This window comes from Paraburkholderia dipogonis (genome assembly GCF_046027395.1).
GTDB classification, from domain to species: domain Bacteria; phylum Pseudomonadota; class Gammaproteobacteria; order Burkholderiales; family Burkholderiaceae; genus Paraburkholderia; species Paraburkholderia dipogonis_A.
This window is the reverse complement of record NZ_JAQQEG010000009.1, coordinates 61,914-75,607: the sequence shown is the minus strand read 5'-3', so window position 1 is coordinate 75,607 and position 13,694 is coordinate 61,914. Positions and strand designations below refer to the sequence as shown.

The 13,694-nt window shown below is 64.1% G+C and carries 11 protein-coding genes and 1 pseudogene; 6 read left to right on the top strand and 6 right to left on the bottom strand.

Annotation, left to right across the window (positions count from 1 at the left end; genetic code table 11):
* Positions 1-63 precede the first annotated feature (63 nt).
* Together PQR32_RS11285 and PQR32_RS11280 are read right to left on the bottom strand one after the other, a co-directional pair.
* Positions 64-1,293: an NAD(P)/FAD-dependent oxidoreductase gene (locus PQR32_RS11285; RefSeq protein ID WP_408225868.1), complete on the bottom strand. Its 1,230-nt coding sequence runs from the start codon at positions 1,291-1,293 to the stop codon at positions 64-66.
* Positions 1,293-2,117 (bottom strand): hypothetical protein, encoded by an 825-nt coding sequence (locus PQR32_RS11280; RefSeq protein WP_408225865.1) that lies wholly within the window; start codon positions 2,115-2,117, stop codon positions 1,293-1,295. The genes PQR32_RS11285 and PQR32_RS11280 overlap by 1 nt, the downstream gene beginning before the upstream one ends.
* 84 nt (positions 2,118-2,201) lie before the next feature.
* On the opposite strand from PQR32_RS11280, the pseudogene PQR32_RS11275 reads away from it, so the two are divergent.
* Together PQR32_RS11275 and PQR32_RS11270 are read left to right on the top strand one after the other, a co-directional pair.
* A pseudogene (locus tag PQR32_RS11275) lies at positions 2,202-2,738 on the top strand (aminotransferase class I/II-fold pyridoxal phosphate-dependent enzyme); the annotation flags it as partial.
* Between the two features lie 121 nt (positions 2,739-2,859).
* Entirely contained in the window at positions 2,860-3,945 is a 1,086-nt protein-coding gene (locus PQR32_RS11270) for a TIGR03118 family protein (protein WP_408225862.1), read from the top strand.
* A 60-nt stretch (positions 3,946-4,005) separates the two neighbouring features.
* On the opposite strand, the gene PQR32_RS11265 is transcribed toward PQR32_RS11270, so the two are convergent.
* Positions 4,006-4,965 carry a hypothetical protein gene (locus PQR32_RS11265; RefSeq protein ID WP_408225859.1) on the bottom strand — a complete coding sequence of 320 codons (960 nt, stop codon included), beginning with the start codon at positions 4,963-4,965 and terminating at the stop codon, positions 4,006-4,008.
* Between the two features lie 463 nt (positions 4,966-5,428).
* A complete protein-coding gene (locus PQR32_RS11260; protein WP_408225856.1) occupies positions 5,429-6,595 on the bottom strand; it encodes an epoxide hydrolase family protein in 1,167 nt (388 codons plus the stop codon).
* Between the two features lie 148 nt (positions 6,596-6,743).
* On the opposite strand from PQR32_RS11260, the gene PQR32_RS11255 reads away from it, so the two are divergent.
* From PQR32_RS11255 to surE, 3 genes are all read left to right on the top strand, one after another.
* Positions 6,744-7,115 (top strand): CidA/LrgA family protein, encoded by a 372-nt coding sequence (locus PQR32_RS11255; RefSeq protein ID WP_408207556.1) that lies wholly within the window; start codon positions 6,744-6,746, stop codon positions 7,113-7,115.
* Entirely contained in the window at positions 7,112-7,852 is a 741-nt protein-coding gene (locus tag PQR32_RS11250) for an LrgB family protein (RefSeq protein WP_408225852.1), read from the top strand. The genes PQR32_RS11255 and PQR32_RS11250 overlap by 4 nt, the downstream gene beginning before the upstream one ends.
* Before the next feature lie 65 nt (positions 7,853-7,917).
* Entirely contained in the window at positions 7,918-8,697 is a 780-nt protein-coding gene (gene surE / locus PQR32_RS11245) for a 5'/3'-nucleotidase SurE (RefSeq protein WP_408225849.1), read from the top strand.
* Between the two features lie 40 nt (positions 8,698-8,737).
* On the opposite strand, the gene PQR32_RS11240 is transcribed toward surE, so the two are convergent.
* Together PQR32_RS11240 and PQR32_RS11235 are read right to left on the bottom strand one after the other, a co-directional pair.
* On the bottom strand, positions 8,738-9,709 hold the full coding sequence (locus PQR32_RS11240; RefSeq protein WP_408225846.1) for a DUF4148 domain-containing protein: 972 nt from the start codon (positions 9,707-9,709) through the stop codon (positions 8,738-8,740).
* Between the two features lie 331 nt (positions 9,710-10,040).
* Complete coding sequence (locus tag PQR32_RS11235) at positions 10,041-10,940, bottom strand: DMT family transporter (RefSeq protein ID WP_408225843.1); 900 nt, start codon at positions 10,938-10,940, stop codon at positions 10,041-10,043.
* 345 nt (positions 10,941-11,285) lie between these two features.
* Between PQR32_RS11235 and PQR32_RS11230 the strand changes: the two genes are divergently transcribed.
* Positions 11,286-13,592, top strand: a complete 2,307-nt coding sequence (locus PQR32_RS11230) for a PA14 domain-containing protein (protein ID WP_408225840.1) — start codon at positions 11,286-11,288, stop codon at positions 13,590-13,592.
* The last annotated feature ends 102 nt before the right edge of the window (positions 13,593-13,694 follow it).

The following is a 13,694-nucleotide window of genomic DNA, read 5'->3' as shown; positions in this document are numbered from 1 at the left end:
CCGCTCTGCGATGCTTGCGTTAAAGCCTGAAAAAAACGACTCCGAACCCGTCCTCCGCTGCAGTCAAAAGCGCGTGGCCGCGTAGGGCGCGAGGTCCAGCGGCGGCGCACGCCGTGCGATCAGATCGGCGACAATGCGCCCGCTCACGCCCGCGAGCGTCAAACCCAGATGCTGATGGCCGAATGCGTAGATCACGCGCTCGCTCGCGCGTGAGCGCGCGAGCACCGGCACGCCGTCGGGCAACGTGGGACGAAAGCCGAGCCAGTTGCTATCCGGTGTTTCGAGTGCGGGCAACGCCCGCTTCGATGAAAACGTCAGCAGATCGAGCAGCGAGCGGTTGCGCGTGTCGCCAAAGCCGGCGAGTTCGACCGTGCCCGCCACCCGCAAGCCGTCGCTCATCGGCGTCATGTAGAAACCGCGCTCGGCCCAGCCGACCGGCCGCGATACCAGGTGCTGCGCGCCGGGAAAGCGCACGTGATAGCCGCGCTCCGTGTCGAGCGGAACCGGGTCGCCGCACTGGCTGGCGAAATGGGCCGAACGCGCACCGGTCGCCACCACCACGTGATCGAAACGCCGCGTCACGCCGCCGACGGTCAGGCTCGCGCCGTCCGCGCCGGGTTGCAGCGCATCGACAGTCGAACGTTCGAGCTTCAGGCCCTGCGCGGCGAGTTGCTCGTAAAGCGTCTGCAGAAAGCCTTGCGGATCGGAAAAGTGCCAGCTATCGCTGAACAGCACGCCGCGCTCGAAGATCGGCGCCAGCTCCGGTTCGAGTGCGCGAATGGCGGCGCCGTCGAGCACATCGAATGCGACGCCCAGCTTGTGCCGCAGATCGAGCGCGGGACGCGCGGCATCGAAGGAAGCCGCGTTCGAATACAGATAGAGACACTCACGCGGCCGGACGAAACGCGCCAGCTCCGCGTTGGCGAGCAGCGGCGCGTAGCCGTCCTGCGCGCAATCCAGCAGCGCGGCGAGCGCGCCGGCGCTCGTTTCGTAGCGGCGCGGCAGCGAGTTCATCATGAAGCGCGCGAGCCACGGCGCGAGATGCGGCAGATACCCCCAACGCAATCTGAACGGACTTTGGTTCGACAGCAGAAAGCGCGGTAAATCTCGGAACACGGACGGGTTGTTGACCGGAATGCACGCATAGTGCGCGAAGGTGCCGGCATTGCCGAACGACGCGCCCTGCCCCACGCCGGCCGGATCGAACAGCGTGACCCGATGGCCGTCGCGCATCAACGCCGCAGCGCTCGCGAGGCCGATGAATCCCGCACCGATGATGGCAATCTCCGGCATCACTTGCGCCCTTCAAATGCTTGCTGGCCGATCTGCGACCGATAGCCCGTGGCGGTGCCGCCGCTGTGCTGGCGTTTCGCCACCAGCATGTAAGCCGCCAACGCCACCGCAAGGCTCGCGGCGCTCGCCATCAACTGCGGACGCAAAGACGGATCGGAGCCCATCGCGACGAGCACGCCGACGATCGCCGCCACCACCGCATACGAGAGCCACGGAAACAGCCACATCTTCAGCGTGAGCCGTTGCGGCTCGGTGGCCTCGATGCGCCGGCGGATGCGGATTTGCGCGAGGGCCGTCGCGAGATAAACGAACAGCATCACGGCGCCTGACGCGTTCACGAGGAACAGGAACACGCCCTGCGGCGACACAATGGCCGCAACGATCGCCACATAGCCGACCACACTGCTCAGCAGCACGGCAAGCCGCGGCACTTTGTGCGGGGTCAGCTTCAGCAGCGAGTTCGGCGCATCGCCCCGTTCGGCGAGACGAAACAGAATCCGCGACGACACATACAAGCCCGAATTCAGCGCCGACAGCACGGCGACCAGCACGATGGCGTTCATGATGTCGGCCGAGCCGGGAATCCGCATCGTTTCGAGCGCGGCGACGAACGGCGAGTGTCCGGTGACGATGCTGCCCCACGGCACGATGCACGCAATCAGGAACATCGACCCGACATAGAACGTGATGACCCGCAGAATCACCGAGCGCGTCATGGCCGCGACGCTTTTGGCCGGATCATCCGATTCGGCGGCGGCGATGGTGGCGATCTCCGCGCCGCCCACCGCGAAAATCACTGTCGGCACAGCCGCGAAAATGGACATGGCCCCGAACGGCATGAAGCCGCGATGGCTCCTCAAATTCGCCACCGCGCTGCCGGTATGGCCGAAGCCGAACACATACGCCGCGCCGCGAGTCTGTGTCCGGAACTCACCTTCCACCTGGCGGCTACGTCGAAGATCCTCGCCCCCGGCCTGCGGCTTGGCTATCTGCTGAGTCCACCCGACAGCGCCGCGCTATGCGCGGAAGCCGTGCGCACCACGGCATGGATGCCCGCGCCGATGTCGATGCTGATCGCGTCGATCTGGATCGAGGACGGCACCGCGCGACACATCATGGACGCGCAGCTCGCCGAGATTCGCGCGCGCCAGGACCTCGCGCGCGAGCTGTTGCCGCAGGAGTTGTTGCAGACGGATCCGGCCTGTATGTTCGTGTGGCTCAAGTTGCCGCCGCCGTGGCGCGCCGACGACTTCGCGGCCAACGCGAAGGCGCGCGGCGTCGTAGTGATGCCCTCGTCGGCGTTTGCCGTGGACCGGTCGGAGATCGAGCACGGGGTACGGATCAACCTCGCCTGCGCGACCAGCCGTGATCAGCTCGTGAGCGCGCTGCGGCTGTTGACCGGCACGCTCAAGGATCGTCCGCGCGCGCTGTTCGGCACGATATGACGCGTCGCCCAACCGGCCACCCCATACGGATCAAAAAAACTTCTCTGCCGAAGGAATAAAGCCGCAACGCCGTGCGTTCAATAGACGCAGTGACCATCGGTCATGTCAGAGGGGTGCGGCCATGAAATCTGTGCTTAAGGCATTGGGCGTCGTCGTGGGCGGCGCTGCATTGGTGAGTCTCGTCGCGGCGTGTGGCGGTTCCGATTCGGTTAATAACCAATCGTTTACGTCGACGGCACTCGTATCGGACGGCGCGGTCGCGGCGGCGCATACGGACCCGAATCTGAAAAACGCGTGGGGCGTTGCGTTCAATCCGAAGGGTTTCGTCTGGGTGGCCGACAACGCCACCTCGCTGGCGACCCTCTATGACGGCAACGGCACGCCGCAATCGCTAGTCGTCAGCATTCCGAACGGAATCAACGGGCCGGCGAATCCGACCGGTATCGTGTTCAACGGCACGACGGACTTCATCGTGACCCAAGGCGGCAAATCTGGCGCGGGCGCATTCATCTTTGCCGGCGAAGGCGGCACGATTACCGCGTGGGCGCCGGCGGTCGGACCCACCACCGCCTTCGTCGTATTCGACAGCGGCAGCAGCGCCGCGGTCTACAAGGGCCTCGCGCTGGCCAGCAACGGCGGTGCCAACTTCCTCTACGCGGCCGATTTTCACAACAACAGAATCGACGTCTTCGACAAGAACTTCGCGAAGGTTTCAACACCGGGCAAGTTTCAGGACACGTCGCTTCCGGCAGGTTTTGCGCCGTTCGGCATTCAGGCAATCAGCGCGAAGCTCTTCGTGACCTACGCGAAACAGGACGCGGAGGCGCACGACAACGTTGACGGCGCGGGCCTCGGCTTCGTCGATGTCTACGATACCGCGGGCAACCTGTTGCAGCGTTTCGCCTCGGGAGGCGTGCTGAATGCGCCGTGGGGCGTCACGCAGGCGCCCGCCAATTTCGGGCGGTTCAGTGGTGACGTGCTGATCGGCAACTTTGGTGACGGCACGATCAATGCCTTCGATCCGGCGAGCGGCGCGTCGCTCGGCGCCATCAATCTGCCTGACAACACCTCATTCGTGCAGCACGGCCTGTGGGGAATCGCGTTCGGCAATGGACTCAGCAATCAGCCGGTGAACACGCTGTTTTTCGCCGCCGGGCCGAATGACGAGGCGAACGGAGTCTATGGACGTATCGACGTGAAGATGTGACGAACTCACGAGCGGTGCGGCGCTCACCGCAATGCGTATGTGACTGACGCGGCTAGCTCTTCACGCCGCGCAGCGCATACGCGCTGCGAGCCGCTCCACGCTCAACATCCTGGCGATCCGCTTGACTGCGTGGCGCACGCGGCCACGCAGGTGCGCCACGCGCATATGGCGCCAGAAACGGTCCGGCGCGAAATCGTCGAAACGCGCTTCCTTTTCGAGCAGTGCCTTGCCGCCAGGCAAATGAACGAACGAACAGCAGCGGAACCAGCGCAAGTCGCGATAGTTGTTGCCGGGCCAATGACGCCCTACAGCCTGATACGCGCCGACTTCGATCAGCACTTGCCCTTCGTCGCTGAGCGCATTGAGCGCGGCCGAGATGAACGCTTCATCGCCGTGATGCCTCAGGTGCTCGCTTTCGCCGAGATAGCGTGCGTAACTGACGCGCGCGCGCGGCACCAGCCGGCGCAACGAAGCGGGTGTCGCGAGTAGAAACTCGCCGCCGTACCAGCGCGGATTCATCAACCGCTGGTCCGCAACAATCTCCAGATCCGCGACCACGCGTTCGCTGCCGTAGGCCGGAAACACCTGATCCGAAATATCGAACACGCCGAGGCCGGCTTGCGCGCATCGTTCGATCAGATCGTGGTCGAGCGGCAGCAGCGCCACCATGTCGGCGTCGAGCAACAACATCATCGTGTCGGCCGGCAAGGTCTCCGCCACCTGGTCCATCAGATCGAGTTTGAAATGCGCGGCGTAGAACGGCGTGTTCTTCGGCAACTCGATCGTCGCGGTAAGTGGCGTCACTGCTGGACGATTCTCCGTCGGCATCCCTTCGAGCCGGCGCGCGACCAGGTCCGGCGCGTTGGTCATGATGGTCAAGGTCGGCATGCCGACGCGCCGCAAGCTGTTATTCAGGCAGATCGCCTGGCTCACATATGAGAGAGGATCGCGATTCGTCGAGTTGGGCCCCGGCTTCGCATCGACATCCACATAAACGAGAGTGCACGGAAAAAGATTCACATTGCTCCTCGGCACGCGTGAGCGACAGATCGCCTTTTGAGCGCTGCCGTTACTGTCGGAGGTTGATCCCTATGTTCTTGCGTGGGGCACGAAAGCCCTCGCAAGGTGCGCGGCATTTGAAATTGCGACTCGTGCCATCGTGGCGTCACATTCGAGCCGGGCACGTTGATCTGCGGCGATGGAGTCGGATGAACCGGGGCGCAGGGATCAGATAGGGTCTATCGTTTCACGTCCTTGCATTGCCTTTCCGCCAAAACGCAGAGAGACATGACGTGGACGCTGTCGCAGGTTCATGTGGATCATCGGCATCGCGCAATAATTGCGGACGCGTGTTTGAGGGTAGCGAATAACTTACTCGTTAGCGATTCCGTCGATGTGCTTACGATTGGCAGACACATTCATTTGCGTACCCACGCGCTCGTAACTTTACGACAGACGAGAGCGTTATTCCGCCGCGTCCGTTTCATCTCCGTATCGCATGCCGAAACGGGCGGAAAAACGTGCGAATCTCCGCTGCGAGCAAATCGGGCTTTTCCATCGCGGCGAAATGTCCACCGGCCGGCATGTCGGCCCATTGCACAACATCGAAGGTTCTTTCGAGCCAACTGCGCGGCGGGTGATTGATCTCCTTCGGGAAGTGCGCAAAGCCGACGGGTGGCGCGACGCGTTGTTCTTCAGCGAACCGCATCGGCTGCAAGCGGTTTTCCCAGTACATCTGCATCGCCGGGCCAATGCACTGCGTGTGCCAGTAGAGCGAGATGTTGGTGAGCAGTTCGTCTTTCGAAAACACACGCTCCACGTCGCCGTGGCAATCGCTCCACGCGCGAAACTTCTCGCCGATCCATGCAGCCAGTCCCACCGGCGAATCGTTGAGCGACGCAGCGAGCGTCTGCGGTTTGGTGCTGTGCATGTGCGCATAGCCGCCTTCGAACGCGGCCCATTCGTTCTTCTCACGCAGGAAGCTTTCCTCGGCCGGTGTGAGCGGTTTCTGCGCCGCGCCGACTGCCGGCTCATACGAGCTCGGCAGGAAGTTGAGATGAATTCCCCCGACAGCTTGCGGATGCCGCGCGGCGAGCGCGATCGACACGCCCGCTCCGAGATCGCCGCCTTGCGCGCCGAAGCGCTCATAACCGAGGCCTCGCATCAGCGAGGCCCACAGATCCGCCACCTGAAACGCGGACATGCCCGGCTGCGCGGGCGCCTGCGAAAACGCGAAGCCAGGTAGCGAAGGCACGACGACATCGAAGGCATCGGCAGGATCGCCACCGGATGCGGCCGGGTCGCACAACCGGTCGAGCAACGCATGGAACTCGAAGAACGATCCGGGCCAGCCATGTGTGATCACGAGTGGATATGGCGCCGGGCCTACGCCACGCCGATGGACGAAATGCACGCGCTGCCCCTGTACATCGGCGAGAAACTGCGGCTGCTGATTCAAGCCGCGCTCGGCCGTGCGCCAGTCGAAATGTTCGGCCCAGTACTCGGCCAGTTCGCGCAGCCATGCGGAATCGGCGCCCTGTTGCCAGGCCGGCGATGGCGTCGCCGGTGCCCAGCGGGTCGCGCGAATACGCCGGCGAAGATCGTCGATATCGTGATCGGCAATTGCAATCTGAAACGGTTGTGTCTGCATGGCAACTCGTCCGGTACAGGGTGTTGGTTGACGTGCGCATCTACTTCAACCGGCAAGGTCCGCGCTTGGCTCAGGCAGCGAGCAGGCACGAGGCAATCTGCATGGTACACAATGGCGCATTTTCTGTTTTCGCGTTATGGAGACTGCCATGCTTCAAGCGCTCGCTGCGCTGCTCACTTTCCAGTGCCTCGGCGAAGGTGTGTCGTACGTGTTCCATTTACCGGTGCCGGGTCCGGTGATCGGCATGCTGCTGTTGTTCGGCTTCATCATGCTGCGCCCACAAACCGCCGACGCGATCGAGCCGACTGCGCTCGAATTGCTGCGCCATCTGTCGTTGCTATTCGTTCCGGCGGGCGTCGGCATCATGGTGTCGGCGAGCCGGATTCGCGGCGACGCCGTCGCGGTGATCGTCTCCATTGCGGTCAGCACGACGCTCGCGATTGCGGTGGCCGCGCTCGTCACGCGTGCGCTGATGCGCCGCCAGCGCCGCGATCCATCCGCGACGGAGGCCGCATCATGACCGCCATACCGAAGCTCGGCGCCATCTGGGTTTATCTCGCCGCCAGTCCCTTGCTCGGGCTGACGATCACGCTGATCGCCTACCTGATCGCCCAGACGATCTACGCGAAGGCGCGCTTCAATCCGCTTGCCAATCCCGTGTTGATCGCGGTGGCGCTGCTGGTCGTGCTGCTCGAAATCACCGGCACGCCGTACACGACGTACTTCGAAGGCGCGCAATTCGTTCACTTTCTGCTCGGGCCCGCGACCGTGGCGCTCGCGTTGCCGCTCTACCGGCAGTGGCCGAAACTGCGCCGCTCCGCGTTGCCGTTGATCGGCGGACTCGTCGCCGGGTCACTGACAGCCATCGTTTCCGCGGTCGGCGTGGCGGCGCTGTTCGGCGCATCGCATCAAACGATAGCGTCGCTCGCACCCAAATCGGCGACCACGCCGATCGCGATGGCGGTCGCTTCCGAGATCGGTGGCATTCCGTCCCTGACCGCCGTGCTAGTCATTTCTACCGGCGTATTCGGCGCCGTATTCGCGCGCGCGATTCTCAACGCGCTGCGTATCGCCGAACCCGAGGTGCGCGGTTTCGCGCTGGGTATCGCGTCGCACGGCATCGGCACGGCCCGCGCCTTTCAGGTGAGCGAGGAAATGGGCGCGTTCGCCGGCCTCGGCATGGGGCTCAACGGTGTGTTCACCGCGTTCGTCGTGCCGGTGTTGATGCCGCTCGCCGCGCGCTGGTTGACGGGCTGAGCGGCACGCACTGGCCGATGGCGGGATAATGAGGCTTCCCTTCCCCCCGAGAGGAGTTTGCCGCGATGTCTGCCTATGAATCCAAAGTGCCGCGCGTACTGTTGACGAACGACGACGGTATCGACGCGCCCGGCCTCGCCGTGCTCGAAGCCGTTGCCGCCGAGCTCGCGCACGAAGTCTGGGTGGTCGCGCCGGAACACGATCAGAGCGGCACGTCGCATTCGATCAGCCTGCATTCGCCGCTGCGCGTGAGCCGCCAGGGCGAGCGGCGTTTCGGCGTGGCCGGCACGCCCGGCGATTGCGTCGTGATGGGCGTGCGCCACCTGATGCGCGACGCGCCGCCCACGCTGATTCTTTCCGGCATCAATCGCGGCGGCAATCTGGGCGTGGAAACAATGTTTTCAGGCACCGTCGGCGCCGCCATGACGGGCCTGCTGCTTGGCTTGCCGTCGTTCGCGCTGAGCCAGACTTTCAGCAACCGCGACAACGTCCGTTGGGACACCGCGCGTGCGCTCGCGCCCGGCGTGATCCGCCAGTTGCTCGCAATCGAGCAGGCCGCGCCCACCTGCCTGAACATCAACTTTCCCGATGTCGACGCGGCGCTCGCCGGTCCGCTCACGCCGACTCGTCAGGGCGTTGGACTCGTCGAAGATATCGACGTGTTGCCCCAAGTGGATCCGCGCGGCATGGCCTATCACTGGTTGCGCTTTCAACGCGGCGCACGCGCGAACGATCCCGATAGCGAAACGGCCGTGGTGGCTTCTGGGCGCGTGTCGGTCACGCCGCTCGCCTTCGATCGCACCGACGAGCCCACCTTCGCGCGGCTCGCGGCTTCGCTGAGTTAATTCTCTGATTAGCCTCTGCCGATCGCCGGTTTGCGCAGCCTCACGGACGCGGCGCGCCGGTGAGGCTCGGCGCCCCGCCTGGCCCCGCGGGATCGGGATTGCCGAACGCGGGAAGGCCGCCGTTCTGCCGGGCGCGGGCGATCTCCGCGCGCACCTGCGCGCGTGTCTTCGGACCGTCGTCCGTTTTCACCCCTGTGGCGGCGGACGGCGTGGATTGAATCAGTGGCGATGACGGCAGCGTGGCTTGCGTGGTCAGGTCGGCTTGCGGCTCCGTCGGCACAGTGGAAACAGCCGGCGGTTTTTGTGCTCCCTGTTGAACCGGCGGTGCCGGCACGGCAACGGGCGCACTGCTCGTACCCTGCATCACGTTGAGCCCGGTCTGGATGGACGACGGTTGACTTGCCATAGTGGGTCCGCCGGTGGCCGGCTTTCTCACGTTCGACGCGCTATTGCTGTCGACCCGTGCCACCAGCTTGTCCAACGCCTCCTGACTCTTTGCATAACCCGATGAACGGTTCGTCTGTTCGCGGCCCGCAGGGCGACTTTCCCGTGACCGTCCATGTTTCATCGACGAAGACGTCCGTGCTGGCTTCGCGACAGGTTGCGGCGCCTTTTCGACTTGCGCAGCGTTCACTGCACGCTGCTCGTTATCCGCGCGCGTCTGCACTTCCTTTTGCAGCGCGCGAACCTGATCGTTATCCTGGTGGGCTGAACGGACCGCGTCCAGTTGCGCCTGCGCGGCGGCGAGATCGTTGCGTTGCAGACTATTGCGTGCCGCCTGCAGGCTGCCGGCCATTGCGCTGCCCGCATCGCTGCGAGCAGTGACCGGACCGGATGTGACCGCGCCGCTGATGGTGTCGCCATGCGTGCGGTAAGCCGGCGTGTCACCGCGCGCCGAGCCGAATTCGTCCGTCGACACCCAGGGTTTGCTGGCGTGCGAGACATAGGCGGCGATTGCAACAGCGCTGACGACGAGGCCCGTGAGAACGATCTTCCTGGGTTCGCTATACATGTGACGTCTCCCCCTTCCAGTCGTGTTACGCGCGCGTCCGCGGGTTCGCAAACGTGCCCGAATTCATCAGACGGCTAGCGGCGAACGGGCATTCGACGCCGACGGGATGACCGCGAGATCGGGCCACGGATTCGGCCGCGGGTTCAACGGAACCAAGTTACGTACGAAGGCGCACGCGAACTGGATGCGCCCATTTTCTATTTATATTCTTCAGGCGTCGAATCGTCCGATTGCGCCTGCCTCGTTGGCCGAAAAAGCCAGCTTCACGGCACACTTTCCCCTGACGACTATTTGGAACTGCGAAGCAACCTCAGCAGCGCAGCGCCCACATTTACACGAGCGGCCCCTCTTCCTGCTTCCCACGCATCGCGACGGCAATCGAACTGCCGACAATCAATGCAATGCCGAGCAGCGACATGGCGCCGATCGTCTCGCCCCACACCACATAACCGAACAGCGCCGCCCACACGATACTCGTGTAGTTATACGGCGCGAGCGCGCCGGCGTCGGCCTGGCGAAACGCCATGGTCATCAGCAACTGTCCGGCGGTGGCGAAGCCGCCGAGCAAGGCCATCACGGCAAGCGCCTGCAGCGTTGGCGTGCGCCACGCGAAAAACAGCGAAGCGCCGGTGACGAGCGTGCCGATCACCGTGAAATACAGCACCGTGGTGCCGGAATCGTCGGAGGCGCGAATGCGCTTGATCTGAATGATCGATAGTGCGCCGAAGAAGGCGCTCGACATCAGCAGGACGGGGCCGAGCCAGCTCGAATGAGAGCCGTCCGGGCGCACCACGAACAGCACGCCGGCAAACCCGACCGCAGCCGCCACGGCATCGCGCGACTTCAGCGCCTCCTTCAGCAACAGCGGCGCGAGCACGATCACCAGCAAGGTCTCGGAGTAGACGATCGCCACCGCTTCGCTAAGCGGCATATACGGCAAACCGGCGAAGAAGAGACCCGAGGCGCCGAGCAGCGTCAGCGCGCGAATGGTCTGCCCGCGCACGTCGATGTGTCGGATCCGCTCGACGATCGGCTTGCCACGCAGGCACACCGCTACGGCCGGCAGCAGGCCGAACAGCATGCGAAAGAAAGTCACCTCGTTGGCTGGATAAGCGAGCGCTACGGATTTGGCGAGCGCATCGACCAGCGCGAAACAGAACATCGACACGAGGATCAGCGCAACGCTGCGCAGGGGCACGGCGCTCGTGCGGACAGCGGTGATGGGCGGCATGGATTTTCCTGGGGGCGCGCGAAACGACGCGTCGCCCTGGTTTCGCGCGCCGGCTACGCGGCTCGCAACGTTGGAAAACGGATTATGCCTGCGGCTCCGCGAAGGATCGGCGAGTCGCATGACATCGACTCGACCCGCATCGCCCTCGCCACCGGTTTCCACTTCGCCTAGCGCGATCTTCATCGTCCAACAATCCGGGGTAAGTACCGATACAGGTCCGCGAAACTAATAATATTATTCATATCGATTTCCGCAATCGTCAGACCAGGAAGCTCTATATCTGGCCCTATGCGGAATTAATAATAATTATGACCATCAATTAAGCGGGGACATCAGGAGATACAGGTGCGCAATTACTTTGTGCTTGCGGCGCTCGCCATGCTGGGCGCTTGCGGCGGCAATGACGGTTCGCCGAACGCGACGGCGTCGGCGGACAAGCAGGTGGCCACGGTCGATTCCTCCGCGGCGTCGGCCGCTTCGGCGGCCTCGGCAGCCGACACGGCCAACATCGAAAGCGAATTCAAGGCCGCGAAGGCCATTCCGGTCGGCATGAAGACGACGACCCCGCCACTCGTGATCGCCGACCCCACCCTCAACCTTCCGCCCTACACGCCGCCGGCGCCGCCCGCTCCGGTCTCCACCACCACCCTTTCGTTCGGCGACTTCACGAACTACCTCGCGCCGGGATCGACCCAAGGCTGGGGCCCCGGCGCCAACAATTCGACCATCACCATTCCCGCGCCGGCCACCAACGGCAGCGGCGCGGGCGATAAAACGGTCGCGCTCGCCAGCACCTACGCCACCGCGTCGTATGAAGCGGACGTGACGGTCAGCGCGCCAGTCGGCAACGGCGCCGCGAACGCGGGCTTTATCGTGCGCGTCACGAACCCGACGGCCGGCGGCCCCGACAGCCTGACCGGCTACTTCATCGGTCTCGATACGGGTACGCATTCGCTCGTGGTCGGCCGTCAGAACAACAGTTGGACGAACTTCATCTCGTACCCGGTCAGCACGATCGTCGGCGGCAGTACGCACCATCTGAAGGTCACGACGAGCGGCACGGCCATCACCGTCGACCTCGACCAGCAGCGCGTGATCAGCGTGAACGACGCCACCAACGCCCTGCCCGCCGTGTTCCAGTCGGGCAGCTTCGGGCTGCGGCGCTTCGGCGTCGGCGCGACCTTCAGCAACATCACGATCCGCACGTATCCGACCGTGACGTCGCCGAGCTACGATTTCTCGAAGGTGGTCGGCGCCGTCTATACGCCTTCCAACGCGGTGAACGCCATCGACTTCTGGGAGAACTACGATCCGGAGATCGTCAATCGTGAACTGACGTACGCGCAGACCTACGGCATGAATACGATCGCGGTCTACCTGCATTACCTGGTATGGGCGAACGATCGTGTGGCATTCCTGAGCAAGTTCGAGAACCTGTTGAAGATCGCCGCGCGCCACGGCATCAAGGTCTCGCCAATCTTCTACGACGACTGCTGGAACCCTACGCCGCAATACGGCCCACAGCCGGCACCGGTCTGGGGCGTGCACAACAGCCAGTGGGTGCAGTCGCCGGGCACGCCGGTGGAACAGGCGTATTTCCAGCCGACCGCGTCCAATTCCGCCATTACGTACAAGGCGAGTCTCGCGAGCTACGTCACCGACTTCGTCGCACCGCACCGCAAGGATCCGCGCATCATCTTCTGGGAGACCATGAACGAACCCGGTTGCAGCGGCAATGGTGCATTGCAGGAAACCCGCGCGGCGCTGATGAACGATGCACGCATCGCCATCCTGAACGCGGGCGCGACGCAGCCGATCAACGCGCCGCAAGTGCAGGAGGACGAAGGCACATACTTCTCCGACTTCTACGCGTTCCACCCGTACGGCAACCCGTACACGGGTCCGGCGAATGGCAGCAACGTCAGCGCGCTGAATTCCGAAACGCTGCAACGCGGCTTTCCCGGCACCACGGGTCAAACCATGCCGGGCATCGTGTCGAACTACGGCGGCACGACGGGGTTCATCGTGTGGGAGTTGATGATCGGCCGCACCAACACGCGCTTCCATTGGGGCCAGGTGCCGAGCGCGCCCGCCACGGTCGAACCGGCGACGCCCTTCCAGGGGACGATCTATCCGGACGGCCATCCGTGGCAGACCTCGGAGACGCAGGCGTTGACGGGTGGCTTCAGCGTGAAGCTGCCGGTGCTGCAGGTCGGCTACTACAACGACCCGACGTTCAGGAGCGCGCCGGCCAAGACGTCGGTTACGCCGCTGATCGACTTCGATCTGAACACCGAGCGCGGCACCGATTCGCCTGACGCTTCGGCTGGGATCAACGCAACGAACTACGGCGTGCGCTGGACCGGCGCGATCCAGGCGGCGCAGGACGGCCTCTATACGTTCTCGATCGACAGCGACAACGTTGCGCGCCTGTGGATCAACGGCGTGAAGATCATCGACAAGAAGACCTCGACGCAATCCACGGTGAGCGGCAAGACCTGGCTGGCCGCGAAGCAGCGCGCGTCGATCAAGGTCGAGTATGTGCACGGCACCGGTCCGGCCAGCATGCATCTGCTGTGGTCCAACCCGGCGGCGAGCAATCCGAACGCCCTGCGGATCGTGCCGTCCGATTCGCTCGTGACGTCGAACTAGAGGCAGTCAGACTCAGCGGGCCGGCAAAAAAGCAAGACCGCCGGCCCGGCTTGTGCAGCGCAGCGGATGCGCATCTCTCGCATGCCGCTCGCATAGCCGTTT